The organism is Micromonospora coriariae, from assembly GCF_900091455.1.
Taxonomy (GTDB): domain Bacteria; phylum Actinomycetota; class Actinomycetes; order Mycobacteriales; family Micromonosporaceae; genus Micromonospora; species Micromonospora coriariae.
Genome location: NZ_LT607412.1, coordinates 3,877,388 through 3,893,627, shown reverse-complemented (window position 1 = coordinate 3,893,627; position 16,240 = coordinate 3,877,388). Strand labels below are relative to the sequence as shown.

13 protein-coding genes and 1 pseudogene are annotated in these 16,240 nt (G+C 72.7%); 4 read left to right on the top strand and 10 right to left on the bottom strand.

The genetic code is table 11. From position 1 onward, the window contains the following. Positions 1-4: 4 nt before the first annotated feature. Complete coding sequence (xylA, locus tag GA0070607_RS18220) at positions 5-1,192, bottom strand: xylose isomerase (RefSeq protein ID WP_089019278.1); 1,188 nt, start codon at positions 1,190-1,192, stop codon at positions 5-7. A gap of 75 nt (positions 1,193-1,267) precedes the next feature. Between xylA and GA0070607_RS18215 the strand changes: the two genes are divergently transcribed. Then, positions 1,268-2,506, top strand: coding sequence for an ROK family transcriptional regulator (locus GA0070607_RS18215; protein ID WP_172899058.1), 1,239 nt, complete (start codon positions 1,268-1,270; stop codon positions 2,504-2,506). Positions 2,507-2,775: 269 nt separating this feature from the next. After that, positions 2,776-2,931, top strand: a pseudogene (locus GA0070607_RS32400) (SpoIIE family protein phosphatase); the annotation flags it as partial. Positions 2,932-2,989: 58 nt separating this feature from the next. Here GA0070607_RS32400 and GA0070607_RS18205 read toward each other — a convergent pair. Then, positions 2,990-3,592: a MarR family winged helix-turn-helix transcriptional regulator gene (locus GA0070607_RS18205; protein ID WP_089019275.1), complete on the bottom strand. Its 603-nt coding sequence runs from the start codon at positions 3,590-3,592 to the stop codon at positions 2,990-2,992. Between the two features lie 97 nt (positions 3,593-3,689). On the opposite strand from GA0070607_RS18205, the gene GA0070607_RS18200 reads away from it, so the two are divergent. Continuing rightward, positions 3,690-4,820, top strand: a complete 1,131-nt coding sequence (locus GA0070607_RS18200) for a PP2C family protein-serine/threonine phosphatase (RefSeq protein ID WP_089019274.1) — start codon at positions 3,690-3,692, stop codon at positions 4,818-4,820. A gap of 18 nt (positions 4,821-4,838) precedes the next feature. Here GA0070607_RS18200 and GA0070607_RS18195 read toward each other — a convergent pair whose 3' ends face one another. The 8 genes from GA0070607_RS18195 to GA0070607_RS18160 all read right to left on the bottom strand — a co-directional run bounded on the left by GA0070607_RS18195 (position 4,839) and on the right by GA0070607_RS18160 (position 15,390). Continuing rightward, a complete protein-coding gene (locus tag GA0070607_RS18195) occupies positions 4,839-6,323 on the bottom strand; it encodes a sugar transferase (protein ID WP_089019273.1) in 1,485 nt (494 codons plus the stop codon). Positions 6,324-6,541: 218 nt separating this feature from the next. Further along, a complete protein-coding gene (locus tag GA0070607_RS18190) occupies positions 6,542-8,299 on the bottom strand; it encodes a substrate-binding domain-containing protein (RefSeq protein ID WP_089021923.1) in 1,758 nt (585 codons plus the stop codon). A gap of 165 nt (positions 8,300-8,464) precedes the next feature. Next, the gene (locus GA0070607_RS18185) at positions 8,465-9,502 is read right to left on the bottom strand and encodes a lactonase family protein (RefSeq protein ID WP_089019272.1); all 1,038 of its coding nucleotides are present in this window, start codon (positions 9,500-9,502) and stop codon (positions 8,465-8,467) included. Positions 9,503-9,640: 138 nt separating this feature from the next. Then, complete coding sequence (locus GA0070607_RS18180; protein WP_089019271.1) at positions 9,641-10,243, bottom strand: GTP-binding protein; 603 nt, start codon at positions 10,241-10,243, stop codon at positions 9,641-9,643. Then, positions 10,224-10,613 carry a DUF742 domain-containing protein gene (locus GA0070607_RS18175; RefSeq protein WP_089021922.1) on the bottom strand — a complete coding sequence of 130 codons (390 nt, stop codon included), beginning with the start codon at positions 10,611-10,613 and terminating at the stop codon, positions 10,224-10,226. The genes GA0070607_RS18180 and GA0070607_RS18175 overlap by 20 nt, the downstream gene beginning before the upstream one ends. Next, complete coding sequence (locus GA0070607_RS18170) at positions 10,603-11,025, bottom strand: roadblock/LC7 domain-containing protein (RefSeq protein WP_089019270.1); 423 nt, start codon at positions 11,023-11,025, stop codon at positions 10,603-10,605. Before GA0070607_RS18170 ends, GA0070607_RS18175 begins: the two co-directional genes overlap by 11 nt. Further along, positions 11,025-13,658 (bottom strand): nitrate- and nitrite sensing domain-containing protein, encoded by a 2,634-nt coding sequence (locus GA0070607_RS18165; protein WP_408630838.1) that lies wholly within the window; start codon positions 13,656-13,658, stop codon positions 11,025-11,027. Before GA0070607_RS18165 ends, GA0070607_RS18170 begins: the two co-directional genes overlap by 1 nt. A gap of 241 nt (positions 13,659-13,899) precedes the next feature. After that, complete coding sequence (locus GA0070607_RS18160; RefSeq protein WP_089019269.1) at positions 13,900-15,390, bottom strand: catalase; 1,491 nt, start codon at positions 15,388-15,390, stop codon at positions 13,900-13,902. Between the two features lie 250 nt (positions 15,391-15,640). Between GA0070607_RS18160 and GA0070607_RS18155 the strand changes: the two genes are divergently transcribed. Next, positions 15,641-16,234: a hypothetical protein gene (locus GA0070607_RS18155; protein ID WP_089019268.1), complete on the top strand. Its 594-nt coding sequence runs from the start codon at positions 15,641-15,643 to the stop codon at positions 16,232-16,234. Positions 16,235-16,240 lie beyond the last annotated feature (6 nt).

Here is a 16,240-nt window from a genome sequence, read left to right as displayed (position 1 = left end):
GGCCTTAGCGGGCGCCGAGCAGGTGCTCGACGGCGAGCTGGTTGAGCCGGACGAAGCCGAAGCCCCGGGCGGCCACCGCGTCGACGTCGAACTCCTCGAAGGCGGACCGGTCGGCGAGCAGGTCGTCGTACCCCTCGCCGGGGTTCAGCGTCGGGGTGCCCAGCTCGCCGACCTTGCTGGCGGCCAGCGCCTCGATCACCTCGGGGTCGGCGCGGAACGCCGCGGCCCGCTCCTTGAGCAGCAGGTACGTGCTCATGTTGGCCGCCGCCGACGCCCACACCCCGTCCATGTCCTCGGTGCGGGAGGGCTTGTAGTCGAAGTGCCGGGGCCCGTCGTAGGTCGGGCCGCCGTTCGGGCCGCCGTTCTCCAGAAGGTCCACCAGGGCGAACGCGTTCATCAGGTCACCGTGGCCGAAGACCAGATCCTGGTCGTACTTGACGCCGCGCTGGCCGTTGAGGTCCAGGTGGAACAGCTTGCCCTGCCAGAGCGCCTGGGCGATGCCGTGGGCGTAGTTGAGCCCGGCCATCTGCTCGTGCCCGACCTCGGGGTTGAGGCCGACCAGCTCCGGGTGGGCCAGCTGGGAGATGAAGGCGAGCGCGTGCCCGACGGTCGGCAGCAGGATGTCGCCGCGCGGCTCGTTCGGCTTGGGCTCCAGCGCGAAGCGCAGGTTGTAGCCCCGGTCGATGACGTACTGGGTGAGCAGGTCGACCGCCTCGCGGTAGCGGTCCAGGGCGGCGCGGACGTCCTTGGCGACGTCGTACTCCGAGCCCTCCCGGCCGCCCCACATCACGAAGGTGCTCGCACCCAGTTCGGCGGCCAGGTCGACGTTGCGCAGCACCTTGCGCAGCGCGTACCGGCGGACGTCGCGGTCGTTGCTGGTGAAGCCGCCGTCCTTGAAGACCGGGTGGTTGAAGAGGTTGGTGGTGACCATCGGCACCACCAGGCCGGTCTCGTCGAGGGCCTTGCGGAACCGGGCGATGTGCTGGTCGCGGGTGGCGGCGTCGACCCCGAACGGGACCAGGTCGTCGTCGTGGAAGGTGACCCCGTAGGCGCCCAGCTCGGCGAGTCGGTTGACTGCCTCGACCGGGTCCAGCTCCGGGCGGGTCGCGTCACCGAACGGGTCACGGGCCTGCCAGCCCACGGTCCAGAGCCCGAAGGAGAACTTGTCGGCGGGGGTGGGACGGGGTGCCATGAGGGCCTCCGGGTGTGTCGTCCACTATTTGTTCAACGATTGAATTATTTGCGCGGCCTGTGGCACTGTCAAGGGGTGAGCCCCACCAACGCTCCGGCCGGCGCGGTCCGTCAGGGCAGCCTGCGCGAACTCAACCTCGCCCTGGTACTCGGCCGGATCGCCGCCGCCGACCGTCCCCCGTCCCGGGCCGACCTCGCTACGGCGACCGGCCTGACCCGGGCCACCGTCTCCGCGGTGGTCGAGGACCTGCTCGCCGGCCGGCTGGTCGGCGAGGCCGACCCGGCGCCCCGGGCCGGCGCCGGCCGCCCGGCCCGGGGTCTGGTGCTGGCCGACGAGGGGCCGGCCGGACTCGGCCTGGAGGTCAACGTCGACTACCTGGCGGTCTGCGTGGTGGATCTCTCCGGCCAGGTCCGGCACCGCACAGTGCACCGGGCCGACCTGCGCCCGGTCGCCCCCGCCGAGGCACTCGCCCGACTGGTCGAGATGGCCGCGCAGGCCCGCGCCGACGCCGCCCGGCAGGGCCTCACCCTGGCCGGGGCGGCGCTCGCCGTGCCGGGCCTGGTGGACGGTGCCGGGTTGGTCCGGCTCGCACCGAACCTCGGTTGGCGTGACGTGCCGGTGCCGGCGCTGCTCGCCGGGCATCCGCCGCTGACCGAGCGGGTGCCCGGCGTACCGGCGCTGGTGGTGGACAACGAGGCCAACCTCGCCGCTCTCGGCGAGCTGCACTCCCGGCCACCCGGCCCGGCCAGCTTCCTGCACATCTCCGGCGAGGTCGGCATCGGCGCCGGAATCGTGCTGGACGGTGCGCTGTTCCGCGGCGTACGCGGGTGGAGCGGTGAGATCGGGCACCTCCCGGTCCACCCGCAGGGCCGCCCGTGCCGGTGCGGCGGGCAGGGCTGCCTGGAGCAGTACGCCGGCCAGGAGGCGATCGTGGCCGCCGCCGGGTTGGCCCGTGCGGAGCTTCCCGCGGACACCGCGACGGTGCGACTGGCCGAGCTTGCCGAGGCTGGCGACGCGGACGCGCTGCGGGCGTTGCACGACGCCGGGACGGCGCTCGGTGTCGCGGTGGCCGGCGTGGTCAACCTGCTGGACCTGGACACCGTCGTGCTCGGCGGCGGCTACGCCCCGCTGGCGCCCTGGCTGTGCCCCCCGGTCCTCGCCGAGATCGCCAGCCGCGTGCTCACCGCCGCCTGGTCGCCGGTAACGGTCCGACCGGCGACGCTCGGCGCGGAGGCCGCCGTGGTGGGCGCGGCCGGCTCGGTGGTACGCCAGATCGTCGCTCGACCCGCCGGCTGGCTGTCCCGCTCCGGCTGACCGGCGTTCGCTCGGGCGTCCGTCACCGGGGCTCGGTACGCTTGCTCTCAGGCAAATGATCCCGGGCGAGGAGTCCACGAACAGCATGCGTACAGGTCGTCAAACGCGGGCCGGCGTCGGGCGGTGACCACGACCCGGCGGGGCGGCATCGCCGGTCCGGTCGGCGGCGATCAGGCCTCCTCCCGTCAACCGGCCCGGCAGCCCACCGACCACCCGCTGCCGGCCGACCCCCGGCTGGCCCGCGAGTTGCTCGACGGGCTCGCCGAGGCCGTGCTGACGAGGACCGGCTGCGCGCCGCGCTCGCCTCGGCCAGCGGGCTGCCACCGGCCGCGCTGGTCGACCGGCTGCTTCAGCTGGTCGACGAATGGCAGGACGGGCAGGCCCACGACGATGTCGCGATGCTGGCCGTGTGCGCGTCGGCGTGACCGACGGCAGCCCCGGCGCCCGGACACTCGACGTGGGTAGACCGTTCGGCCCGCCGGGTCAGGCGGTCCGTGCCACCGGCGGTTCCCCGGTCGACGACTCCCGATGCGTGTCCACCGTCCGGTCGTGGCCATCCGCCGCGTTCGTCCACACCGCCCGGCCCGGCCGGTCCGGGTCCTCCGACCAGTCGCCCGCCCGCCCGCTGGGGCGATCCAGGTCGTCCGGCCCGCCCGGCGCCGACGTCTGCGCCTGCTGCCGGCGGGCGGTCTCGTCGAATTCCCGCATCCCGTGCAGCAGTGCGGTGCGACCCGCGGGACTCATCCCGTCCAGCACGACGGCGAGTTGCGCCTGTCGCTCGGCCCGCAGCTCGGCGAGGAGCCGGCGGGCCTCGGGGGTGAGGTGCAGGGCGATCTCCCGCCGGTCGAAACGGCCCGGCTCACGCTCCAGCATTCCGGCGGCGACCAACCGGTCGCAGAGCCGACTGGCGGAGCTGAGCAGCATGCCGAGTCGGGAGGCGAGCCGGCGCAGGTTGATCCCGTCGTACAGCTCGACGACCATCACAGCCCGTAGCTGCGCTCCGGACACTCGGCTGGCGGTCCCCTCCCGAGCCGACTCCCACAGGGTCAACAGGGCAGCAGCCGCCGCGTCCAGAGCGGCAGCCATACTCGTCTCAGGGTCCGGCGGACCGTGCAGTTCGGCCATGGTGGCCCGAGACTACTCCGAACCCACTGGTGGTCGAGCTTTGATCAAGGGAGCGGTGATGAGCGAACCGGTCAATCGGGCACGACGTACCCTGAACGAGACACCTGCCGACCGTCTCGTCGGCGGCGTCGGCGACGTTCTTGCCCGGTCGTACGGGATCACCGAGACGGAGCTGTACCAGGTCGACTACCGGCTCTCGGAGCTGCTGCCCCTCACCGAGGGTGACCCCGTCACGGGTCCCGGGCACCCCGCCTGGCGTGCGTTCGACCACCAGTCGCCGGTGCTCGCCGCCGGCACCGCCTGGCTCCCGATCAGCATGCGCGGCGAACGTCGGGGGGTGCTGCGAGTGGCACCGGTCCCGGACGACACGGCCATCCTCGGCGAACTGGCCGACATCGCCACGGCGCTCGCCCACGAGCTCGCCGCCGTCGCCGCCGGCACCGACGTCTACCGCGCGGCGCGGCGCAGCCAGCGGCTCACCCTGGCGGCGGAGATGCAGTGGGACCTGTTGCCGGGCCGCAGCCGGATCCGGCCCTCGTTCAGTCTGGCCGGGCAGCTGGAGCCGGCGTACACGGTGCGCGGCGACAGTTTCGACTGGTCCGACGACGGGCAGCGGCTCTGGCTGTCCACCATCAACGGCACCGGTGAGGGCGTCGCGGCCTCCCTGCTCACCTCGCTGGCCACCCACGCGCTGCGCAACGCCCGCCGGGCCGGGCTCGGCCTGGCCGACCAGGCCGCCCTCGCCGACCAGGCGCTCTACGACGAGTACCGGGGTGAACGGCACCTCTCCGCGTTGCTGATGGAGCTGGACCTGCGCTCCGGGATTTTGACGGTGGTCGACGCCGGCTCACCCCGGCTGGTCCTGCTGCGCGAGGGAAAGGTCACCGAGCAGCCGCTGGAGGCACAGTTCCCGCTCGGCATGTTCGAGGCGACCGACTACCACGAGCAGCGGTTCCCGCTGGAGCGCGGCGACCGGATCTTCGTGGTCAGCGACGGGGTGGTGGAGGCCACCGGGCAGCACACGCGCTACGGCGAGACGGCGCTGGACCGGTTCCTGCGCCGGACCGGCCCGATGGAGCCGCTGGACGCCGTCCGGTCGCTGATCGGTGACCTGCGCGCGTTCGTCTCCGGTGACCTGGTCGACGACGCGGTGGTGGTCTGCCTGGACTGGACCGGCCCGCAGCCGTGACCGGCCGGCGGCCGACGGTCAGTACGCGCCGCGGCTGTTCACCACGGCGCCGAAGGTCTTCCAGAGGATGGTGAGGTCGGCGGCGAGGGACCAGTTCTCCACGTAGTAGAGGTCGAGCCGGATGCCGTCCTCCCAGCTCAGGTCGGACCGGCCGCTGACCTGCCACAGACCGGTCATGCCGGGCTTGACGAGCAGCCGCCGGGCCACGTCGCCGTCGTAGCGGGCCACCTCGGAGGGCAACGGCGGGCGCGGCCCGACCAGGCTCATCTGGCCCAGCAGCACGTTGACCAGCTGGGGCAGCTCGTCGAGCGACCACTTGCGCAGCAGCCGGCCGACCCGGGTGACCCGGGGATCGTCGCGCATCTTGAACATCAGGCCGTCGGTCTCGTTGCGGGCGGCCAGCTCGGCGAGCAGCGCGTCGGCGTTCACCACCATGGTCCGGAACTTGAACACGCCGAACTCCTGGCCGCCCCGACCGACCCGGACCTGCCGGAACAGCACCGGGCCCCGGCTGTCCAGCTTGATGGCCAAGGCGATGATCGCGATCAGCGGCAGCAGGAGCGCGAGCGCCAGCGACGAGACGAACCGGTCGACGAAGCCCTTGACCAGCTTTCGTGCACCACGGAACTCGGGTGCCTCGACGTGGATCAGCGGCAGCCCGGCGACCGGGCGGGTGTGGATCCGCGGGCCGGCGACGTCCGTCAGCGCGGGCGCGACGACCAGGTCGACGCCTGTCCCCTCCAGCTGCCAACCGAGCCGGCGCAACCGGGCGGCGGTCAGCTCTCCCGAGGCCGTCACCGCGACCGTGTCCGCGCCGATCGCGGTGGCGGCCTCCGGGATGCCACGGAACGATCCCACCACCGGCACGTCGCCCAACCGCTGCGCCACCGGTGCCAGCAGCGCGTCCGGGATGCACGCGCCGACCACGTGGTAGCCGGCGTACGGCTCCCGGCGCAACGTGTGCACCAGCTCCAGCACGTGCGCGGTGTCGCCGACCACCAGCACCTTCCGGGACCAGCCGGCACCACGTGAACGGGCCCGGTGCAGACGCTTGCGGGCGGCGAAGCGGGCGACTTCCAGCCCGACGGTGCCCACCGCGAAGGAGATGCCGAGGAAGCCCCGGGAGACGCCGACGTCGGCGATGTACCCGGCGATGGCGATCGCACCGGCGAGCCGCAGGCTGGCCGAGCTGACCCGCCGGTACTCGTCCGCCCCGTAGCCGATCACCCGGTCGTCGTAGCAGCCGAGCGCCTTGAGCGAGATCAGCCAGGCCAGCACCAGGCCCGGCGCGACCAGCACGTACGGGATGTCCGAGCCGCTCGGCTCGTCGTCACCGAACCGGGTGACGTACCCGACGAGCAGCGCGACGATGAGAACGGTGGTGTCCAGCACCACCAGGACCCGGACGTACGACCGTTCGTCGGCGCGCGTCACCAGCCCGGCCGGACGGCCGGCAGGCTTTCCCGACCTGCTCGCGGGGGTCGACAGTGTCGCTGCGGTCACCGGCCCTCCCACTCTGTTCAGGACGGCCCCGGCCGACGGGTCGGACCGGAGGCGGACCGACAGTGCCGGAACACGTCGCCATCCTGCCCTGACAACTATGACCGCCGATTACTTCCGACGTATTGCCGTCACTTTTCTTCAACTGTCGAGGGCTGCGAGAAGGAGCCCGCCGTACCGGATTGGCGGTACGGCGGACCCCTTCCTGCCTGTGCCTCGAGTCAGCGCGGCGCCGGCGGGCGGAGCGCGATGGCGTTGAGGAAGATGTTGCCGATCTCGCTCGGGTCCTTGGTGACGAAGCTGCCGCCACCGGTCACCTTCGTGATCGACTCCAGCTCGGCCTTGCTGACGCCCTCGCCGATACCGATCATGATGACCTGGACCGGCCGCTCCGGGTCGGCGATCTGCTTCAGCTTGGCGAGCAACTGGGCCTGGCTGAGGCCGTTGGTGTCCTCGTTCTTGCCGTCGGTGAACAGCACTATGGAGTTGACCCGGCCGGGCTGCCAGTCCTCCTGCACCGCCTGGTACGCGGCGAGCGTGGTGTCGTAGAGGCCGGTGTCGCCGCTGGAGGGCTTGATCGCGCCGAGCGCCCCCTCCAGCTGGGCCCGCTGGGCGGAGAGCGGGCCGATGGGGATCAGCTGCTTGTAGTCCCGACTGCCGACCAGCTTTGTGGAGAAGGTCCACAGGCCGATCGACCAGGAGTCGTCGAAGAGGCCGAGGCCGCGGCGGGCCGCGTCCACTGTGACCTCTTCCCGGCTGCGGTTGTTGGCGCTGGGCACCGCTGCCTTCATCGAGCCGGAGACGTCGACGACGGCCAGCATCCGGCCGGACTGGGTGGCGATCGACCAGCTGGAGACGACCCGCTGTATCGCGGACGGGTCCAGGCCACCCGCGGCGGTGCCGCCGGCGGCCGGCGCGGTCGAGGCGCCGCCGGCCGGGCTCGGCGCACCCTGCGGCGCCTTGAAGCCGGCGCCCCAGTTGCCGTCCGGCGCGCGCAGCGACTGCGCCGCCAGCCGGTCACGGAACGCGCGGGTGGTGAGCAGCTCGTACAGCACCCGGGCCGCCGAGGCCTTGGAGGGCTCGATGCCGGGCAGCACCGCGTACGGGTAGTCCAGCGGCATCGGCGCCGGCTCCATGTAGAGCGCGGCGAGCTTTACCGGCGGCTCCTTGCTGTTGTAGGCGATCACGTCCTCTTCGGACAGAGCCGCCGCGCCGAGGCCGCTGGCGATGGACGTCGGGTCCGTGGCGGTCGGGAAACGGGCCAGCAGGTCGTTGCGGAGCGAGGAACGCCCGGTGGCCAGCGCCCGCAGGGCACCGACGGTGTTGCGCTGGGCGTCGCCACCGGCGGCGCTGGCCGCCGCGGTAAGCGAGAGCAGGCCGGACAGGCCGGCCGCGTCCCGGGTCGGCTCGACGATCCCGGTGCGCAGCGGGGTGCCCGGGTTGTTGACCTGCTTGAGCAGGTCCGTCCAGGTGAACTTCTTCTTGGGCCAGCCCAGCCGGCCGGCCACCGGCTCGGGCATCGCCACGACGACGGGACTGCGCGCGATGGAGGCGCTGTTGGTCGGAGCGAACGCCGTGGCGTCCTTCTTCAACCGCAGCAGCCAGGTCGAGGAGTCCGGTACCCAGACGTCCGGGGTGACGGCGGTGCCGCTGGCCTGCCCGACGCCGGCCAGAACCGCACCGTGCTTGGCCGCCACCACGGCGGCCACGTCGACCGGGTCGGACGCGGAGACGTCCACCCGGATGCAGGTACCGCCTACCGCGGCGCCGTCCTTGACCCACTGCGACGCGGCGGCGTCCACCGCCGGCGCCAGCTCGGAGGCGACTGCCACGGCGAGCCGAATCTCCCCCGAACAGCTGGGCTGAATCAGCTCCCGATAGCCGAACCAGACGCCGGTCGTGACGACCAGCACCGTCGCCGTAGCGGCGGCGGCTGCTAGATGGAGTTTCGAACGCATGCGATGGCGGCCTGCTGACACGGTGACCATCTTGCGTACAAGGGGCCCTGTCTGCCACATCCGTTCGGACGAAAGTTACGGAGGAGAAACAGTTGATCGCTGTTTAGCAACACAGAGTGATGAGGCAGCCCCGTGGTGTTGCCAAATCGGTGTCACCCTCGCGTCTCGCCCTCGCGTCTGCGCGGCTCACGGCAGCACGCAGGTCGGGCTCGGCACCGGCACGGGCTCGCCGATCGGCGCCGGGACGCCGGTGTCGGCGTCGCGCCGGAAGACCCGCACCATGTCCGCCCGCTCATCGGCGACGTAGAGGTGCTCCCCGATCAACGCGAAGTGCCGGGGCCACTCGCCACCGGTGTCCACTTCGGCCACCAGCTCGGGCAGCTCGCCGGTCAGGTCGAAGACGGCGATGGTGCCCACTCCCCGGTTGGCGACGTAGAGGAACCGGCCGTCCGGGGCGACAGCGATCTCCGACGGCTGGACATGGCCGGCGCGCTCGCTCGCCTCGACCCGGCCGCGTTGGTGCAGCGCGCCGTCGTCGGTCAGCTCGTACGCGGTGACCGAGGCGTCCAGCTCGCCGACGAGGTAGCAGCGCCGCCCGTCGGGGTGGCGGGCCAGGTGCCGGGGGCCCGTGCCGGGCGCCGTGCGGATCCGGGGCCCGCGGGGCACCAGCCGCCCGCTCGCGCCGTCCAGGTCGTACCGGTAGACCGAGTCGGTGCCGAGGTCGACCGCGAGCAGCGGCCCTCCGCCCCGGCCCGGGGAGACCATGTGGCTGTGCGCCCGCTCCTGGCGCTCCGGGTCGGCGCCGTGCCCCTCGTGCACCACCAGGTCCGTGCGCTCTCCGGGCACGCCCCGCGCGTCGAGCGGGAAGACCGCGACGCTGCCGCCGCCGTAGTTGGCCGCCACCAGGTGCCCTCCGTCGGGCAGCACGGCCAGGTGGCAGGGCTCGGCGCCGCCGGTCGACCAGCTGCCGAGCGGATCCAGTGCCCCGTCGGGGCCGACCTGCCAGGCGCTGACCTCCCCGTCCGTCAGCTCGTTGACGGCGTAGAGCACCGGGTGGGTGGGGTGCCGGGCCAGAAAGGAGGGGGACGGGGTGACCGCGACCGTGCCGAGCGGTGTCAGCTCCCCGGTGGCCGGGTCACGGCGGGCCGCGACGATGCCGCTGCCCCGCCCTCCGCTCTGCCCGGTGTAACTCCCGATGTGGACGACCTCGACCTGACCACTCACGTCCAACCCCTCCGCCGGCTTCCTGCGTCGATCCAACCAGAGGCTGCCCGCGCTGCCGGCCCGTTAACCGGCTTTCCGGCCCGGGATCCGTGCCGTGCAGAACCCGGCCGGCACCGCCCGGTCGTGGGCGGCGGCGACTCAGGCGGCCGGCACCGGCTCGCCGCGCTGCCGGGCCACATGCTCGACCAGGGAGATCAACACCAGCTTGCCGGACTGCCGGTCCCGCGCGTCGCAGAGGACCATCGGCACGTCCGGGTCGAGGTCCAGCGCCCGGCGTACGGTCTCCAGGTTGAACCGGCGGGAGTCGTCGAAGCAGTTCACGCCCACCACGAACGGGATGCCCCGCTGCTCGAAGTAGTCGATGGAGGGGAAGCAGTCGGCCAGCCGCCGGGTGTCGGCGAGCACCACCGCGCCGAGCGCGCCGAAGGCCAGCTCGTCCCAGAGGAACCAGAACCGGTCCTGGCCCGGGGTGCCGAACAGGTAGACCTGGAGATCGTCGTTGATGGTGATCCGGCCGAAGTCCATCGCCACAGTGGTGGTCGACTTTCCCTCCACCCCGGAGATGTCGTCGGTGCCGATCCCGGCGCCCGTCAGCACCTCCTCGGTCTGCAACGGCCGGACCTCGCTCAACGCGCTCACCAGCGTCGTCTTGCCGGCCCCGAAGCCCCCGGCGATGAGGATCTTCAGTGCCAGCGGGATGGTGGTGCCGGAGCCCGCATGGTCATAGCGCACGAAGTCCACTGACCACCGCCTTGAGGATGTCGTTGTCGGGAAGGTGGCCGGCGGCCGGCGGCTCGTGCACCGCGACCAGGCCCCGGGCGTGGAGGTCGCCGAGCAGCACCCGGACCACCCCGACCGCGAGGTCCAGCTCGGCCGCCAGCTCGGCCACCGACACCGGCCGGCGGGCCAGCGCGACCAGCCGCCGGTGCTCCGGGAGCAGCTGCGGGTCTGCCGCCGGGTCGAGATCCGACCCGGCCAGGACGAACGCGACGAGGTCGAAGCCATCGACGGCGGAGCGTACCCGGCCGCCGGTGAGGGTGTACGGGCGCACTACCGGGCCGGCGTCGCCGTCCAGCCACTCGTGCTGCGGCCCGGGCGGCTCAGTTCGCATCACCGGCACCCGCCGACGATCGGGCCGGCGCGGTGAGATTCTCCCCCACCCGGATCACCAGCATCGCCATCTCGTACGCGACCAGGCCGATGTCCGCGTCGGCGTCGCTCACCACGGCCAGGCAGGTGCCCTGTCCGGCGGCGGTGACGAAGAGGTACGCCGACTCCATCTCCACAACGGTCTGCCGGACCGGGCCACCGTCCACGTGCCGGCTCGCGCCCCGGGCCAGGCTGGAGAAGCCGGCGGCGAGGGCGCAGAGGTGCTCGGCGTCGGAGCGCTCCAGCGCGGCGGAGGAGCCGAGCAGCAGCCCGTCGGCGGAGAGCACCACCGCCTCCCGGGCCGCTGGTACCCGTTCCACCAACTCGTCGAGCAGCCAGTCGAGGCCGGCGCTCTGCTTCGTCGAATGCGGCACTAGGCGTCCCTCTCAGTCGCGGTCACGGGTTCGGAGGCCGCCTCGGGTGCGGGGGCGGCGGCGGGGGCGGGCCCCGGGCCGGCGGCTGGGTCCGGCCCCGGGCCGGCGGCTGGGTCCGGCCCCGGGCCGGCGGCTGGGTCCGGCCCCGGGCCGGCGACCGGCCCGAGACCCGGACCCGCGCCGGCCGGGCTGGCGGGGTCTCCCGGCGTCGCCTGGTCGGGACCGGCCGAGGCGGGACCTGCCGGGGCGGTGACCGGGCCCGCCGGGGCGGCCGGGGTGACGACGGTGGCGCGGCCCCGGGCGGTGCCGGCCTGGAGAGCCGCCATCACCCGACGCACCTCCTCGGGTGATCGGGGCGTCGGGGTGTCGGTGACAGTCGACCGGGGCCGGGTCGCGGGGGTACGCCGCCGCACCCGGCGAGGCAACCCGTCCAGCTCGTCCACCGCCTCGCCCTCGGATGGCACCCGGTCGTCCGCGCCGTCATCTGACCCGCGGCACGTGGCCGGCCCGGTCGGCGGCGGCCCGCCATCGCCTGACCCGTTGGCGCCCGACCCGTTCGCGTGCGCCGGGTCCGGCACGGGTGTGCCGGTGGGTCGGGCGGGCGGGGCTCCGGCGGTGAGCGGGGCGGTGAGTGACCGGTTGCGGCCGGCGCGGGGCCGGGGCACGGCAGCGCGCCGACCGGTCCGGGTCAGCCGCCGGTCCGGGCCGGCTGGCGCGGCGCCCAACCCGGCCGGATCGGGGCCGGCCGGCGGCTCGCTGGTGATCAGGTCGGTGGGGACCAGCACCACAGCGGTCACCCCGCCCTCCCCGGACGGGCGCAGCCGCACCCGCACCCCGTGCCGGGCGGCGAGGCGGGCCACCACGAAGAGACCGAGTCGGGCGCTCTGCGCCGGGTCGAACTCGGGCGAGCTGGCGAGCCGGACGTTGGCGCTCTCCAGCGCCGCCGCGGACATCCCCAGCCCCTGGTCGGTGATTTCCAGCGCGTACCCGTTGGCCACCTGCTCCCCGGTGACGGTGACCCGGGTGTCCGGCGGTGAGAAGGCAGTGGCGTTCTCGATCAGCTCGGCGAGCAGGTGGATGACGTCGCCGACGGCCCGGCCCAGCACGCCGGCCGGCTGCACGGCGGCGATGTCCACCCGGTCGTACGCCTCGACCTCGGAGCTCGCGCCCCGGATCAGATCCACCATCGCGACCGGGTTGCGCCAGCCCCGGCCCGGCGCGGAGCCGGCGAGGATGACCAGGTCCTCGGCGTGTCGGCGGAGCCGGGTGGCCAGGTGGTCCACCTGGAACAGCTCGGCCAGCTCGTCCGGGTCCTCGGCGCGCCGCTCCATGCGGTCCAGCAGGTGCAGCTGCCGGTGCACCAGGCTCTGGCTGCGCCGGGCGATGTTGAGGAAGACCTCGTTGAGCCCCCGGCGCAGGGTGACCTCGTCGACCGCGGCCTGGACCGCTGTGCGCTGCACCTCGGTGAAGGCTCGTCCGACCTCGCCGATCTCGTCGTGGCCGTATTCCAGTGGGGGCGCCTCCCGGGCGACGTCGACCTGCTCACCACGACGCAGCCGGGTCACCACGTCCGGCAGCCGGTGCTCGGCCAGCTCCAGCGCGGCGGTGCGGACCCCGCTGAGCCGTCGGACCAGGGTCCGGCCGACCCGCAGCGCCACCAGGACCGAGATCACCACGGCGACGAGCCCGAGCACCCCGGCGGCGGCCAGCCGGACCAGGATCCGGACCGCCATCGGCACCGAGCGGTCGGTGAGCCCGTCGGCCTCGGCCAGCTCGAAGTCGCGGAGCTGCTGCTGCACCGCGTCGTGGCTGGCCTGCCAGGTCGCCGCGTCCACCGGCGGCCGGCCGGACCGGTTGGCCACGACCAGCGCGTCCTGCATGGTGCGCAGGCGGGTGAACGCCGCGCCCTCGGTCAGCCGCTGGTACGCGGCCCGGCCCGCCTCGGGCAGGTCGGCCACCGCGCTCTCGGTGAGCCACCGCTGGTTGCCGATGGCCTGTACGAGCTGGGTGTGCTCCCCCTCGGCGAACCGGCCCGCCGCCAGCGCGCCGGCCAGCAGGGCGTCGGCCTGGCCGAGCAGCTCCCGCGAGCGGCCCAGCGCGGTGAGCGCCAGCGCCTCCCGGTTCAGGTTGGGCTCGGTCAGGTTCGCCATGCCGGCGAACGCCTGGAAGGCCGAGGAGATCATGCCGCTGTAGAGGCCGATCGCGCCCGCCCTGTCCACCTCGCGGTCGTCGATGAAGTCCCGGCCGGCCGGCAGCGCCGCAAGGGCGGTGACCAGCTGGTCGACCCGGGCGTCGAGCAGGTCGTCGGCGGCGTCGCGCAGCTCCTCCCCGTCGACCCGGCGGCGCAGCTCGGCGACCGCCCGATCGGTGCGCTGCCGCTGCTCGGTCAGGGCTGGCAGCTCGGTCGTGCCGGCGAGCTGCACCACCGAGAGCCGGCGCTCGCGTTGCAGCTCGGTGACCACGACCTCGCCGGGGCGGCCCAGGTCGTACAGCAGGGTGCGGGCGGAGAGCAGGTTCAGGGCGGGACCGAACGTCAGTGTGGTGGCGAAGATCCACAACGCCAGCAGCGCGGTCACCGGCGCGACGACCAATGCGGTCAGCTTCGAGCGGATCGGCCAGTCGCGGGTTCTCATCAGACCTCGCCCGTGCAGGGGTGGCAGGAGTAGCGCCGGCACCGCCGGGCAACGCGCCGGCCGGCTGCGCCCGGCCATGGTGGCCGGGCACCGGCGCGGGCGCCTTGGGCAGGATACGTAATCACGCGGCGTTGCACTACCGCCTGTCGCGCCAACATGGACGCTCCGACATGAGATCCACCCGGTACGACGAGCGCCCCTCCGGCGGACCGGCGGGGCGCTCGTGGTGGTGCGGTACGGATCAGGCGTCGGCGGCGATGCCGAGCCCCTCGGCGATCCGCCGGCCGTAGTTCTCGTCGCACTGGCTGAAGTGCCAGACCATCTTCTCCTGGATGTGCTTGTCGCACTGGGCCAGCAGGGTGGTCAGGTTGAGGATCAGGTCGTCGCGCTCCCAGTCCGCCATCTCGCGGAAGCGCCGGCCGGCCTGGGAGTAGTTGTTCTGCCGCTCGATCGGGGCCTTCATGACCTGCCCGGAGACGAACGGGCGGTACTCCCGGTAGGACTCGTCGGCCTCCTGGAGACCGGCGACCGAGGACGGCTCGAAGTTGATGTGCGGGTTGCCACCCCGGTTGTCCACCCCGTACGCCATCTGGCCGCCACCCTGGTTGGTGCTGACCTGGACATCCTCGCGGGGCCGGTTGACCGGCAGCTGAAGGTAGTTCGGGCCGACCCGGTAGCGCTGGGTGTCCGAATAGGAGAAGGTGCGGCCGACCAGCATCTTGTCGTCGGAGAAGTCGATTCCGTCGACGAGCACACCGGTGCCGAAGGCGATCTGCTCGTTCTCGTTGTGGTGGTCGGTGATGTTGCGGTTGAGCGTCATCATGCCCACCGGCAGGTAGGGGAACTGCTCCTCCGGCCAGATCTTGGTGTCGTCGAGCGGGTCGAAGTCCAGCTCCGGGTGCTCGTCGTCGCTCATGATCTGCACGTTGAGCTCCCACTGCGGGTACTCGCCGCGCTCGATCGCCTCGTAGAGGTCCTTGGAGGCGTGGCCCAGCTCGGTGGCCTGGATGGCGTCCGCCTCGGCCTGGGTCAGGTTGTGCTCGCCCTGCTGGGTCATCCAGTGGAACTTGACCAGCACGCCCTCGCCCTGGGCGTTGACGAGACGGTAGGTGTTGACCCCGGAGCCCCGCATGGTGCGGTAGTTCTTCGGGATGCCGTACGGGGAGAAGAGCCAGGTCAGCATGTGCATCGACTCCGGCGTGTTCGACATGAAGTCGAAGATCCGGTTCGGCTCCTGACGGAAGGTCACCGGGTCCGGCTTCAGCGCGTGGATCACGTCGGGGAACTTGATCGCGTCCCGGATGAAGAAGACCTGCAGGTTGTTGCCCACCATGTCCCAGTTGCCGTCCTCGGTGCGGAACTTGACAGCGAAGCCGCGCGGGTCGCGGGCGGCCTCGGAGGAGTCCCGGCCGCCGATGACGGTGGAGAACCGGATGGTGACCGGGGTCTTCCTGCCCTTGGTCTGGAACAGCTTGGCGCGGGTGTACGTCGCGGCCGGTTCGTCACCGATCGTCCCGTACGCCACGAACTCGCCGTGCGCGACGAAGCCGCGCGCGTGCACGACACGTTCCGGGATGCGCTCGCGGTCGAAGTGGCTGATCTTCTCCAGGAAGTGGTAGTTCTCCAGCGTGGCGGGGCCGCGCGAACCGACCGTCCGCTGCTGCTGGTTGTTGTGCACGGGGTGACCCTGCCGGGTGGTGAGGGTCGGCTTGCTGTCCTGTGGGTCGCTCATCGCTCTCCTCCAGATCTGTGGTGCGCCGGGCCCCCGGCCGGGGCGGACCGGCGCAGCAGGCCCCGCCAACCCACCCAAGCGCGTTTTCTGGAACGAGTCAAGTTTCGGCCGGATCCCGTGCTGTGGCCCTCGTTATCGCCCGATCCCAGGCACCTCCCACGACACCGGACACGGACCGATGAGGAAAGTGCCCCGGATCGGGATTGGCGATCAGTGCGCCGAGGGAATACGAGGTGACGAAGGAGGAGCCATGTCGCCCACGCAGATAGTCGTCATCGTGCTCGTCGTGCTGGCCATCGCGGCACTGGTCGTGGCCGTCCGGACGCTCGGCCGGCGCCGCGCGCTCCGCGGCCGTTTCGGGCCGGAGTACGACCGGGTGGTGGCGGAGCAGGACAGCCGGTCCGCAGCGGAGCGCGAGCTGCGCGACCGCGAACGCCGGCACGCCGAGCTCACGCTCACGCCGCTCAGCCTGGAGTCCCGGGCCCGCTACGCCGCCGCCTGGGAGGAGCTTCAGGTCCGTTTCGTCGACTCGCCGCGCGAGACCGTGGGCGACGCGGATGAGCTGGTCACCCGGCTCATCGAGGAACAGGGCTATCCGACAGGGGATTTCTCCGACCAGATCGCCCATCTCTCCGTCGACCACGCCCGCACGCTGACCAACTACCGGGACGCGCACGAGATCCACCTGCGTAATTCCCGGGGCGAAGCCAGCACCGAGGAGCTGCGTCAGGCGGTCGTGCACTACCGGGCACTCTTCGCCGACCTGCTCGGCGAGGAGCCGGTCGGCCACCGCCCGCCCGAACAGCGCCACCCGGACACCCCGCACGACGCCACGAGCCGCTGAGGAGGC

What these genes read in the sequence shown, in the direction of transcription:
- xylA (WP_089019278.1), bottom strand. Translation starts at nt 1,192, where the DNA reads ATGGCACCCCGTCCCACCCCCGCCGACAAGTTCTCCTTCGGGCTCTGG.
- GA0070607_RS18205 (WP_089019275.1), bottom strand. Translation starts at nt 3,592, where the DNA reads ATGGCTGCCGCTCTGGACGCGGCGGCTGCTGCCCTGTTGACCCTGTGG.
- GA0070607_RS18200 (WP_089019274.1), top strand. Translation starts at nt 3,690, where the DNA reads ATGAGCGAACCGGTCAATCGGGCACGACGTACCCTGAACGAGACACCT.
- GA0070607_RS18175 (WP_089021922.1), bottom strand. Translation starts at nt 10,613, where the DNA reads ATGCGAACTGAGCCGCCCGGGCCGCAGCACGAGTGGCTGGACGGCGAC.
- GA0070607_RS18165 (WP_408630838.1), bottom strand. Translation starts at nt 13,658, where the DNA reads ATGAGAACCCGCGACTGGCCGATCCGCTCGAAGCTGACCGCATTGGTC.
- GA0070607_RS18160 (WP_089019269.1), bottom strand. Translation starts at nt 15,390, where the DNA reads ATGAGCGACCCACAGGACAGCAAGCCGACCCTCACCACCCGGCAGGGT.
- GA0070607_RS18155 (WP_089019268.1), top strand. Translation starts at nt 15,641, where the DNA reads ATGTCGCCCACGCAGATAGTCGTCATCGTGCTCGTCGTGCTGGCCATC.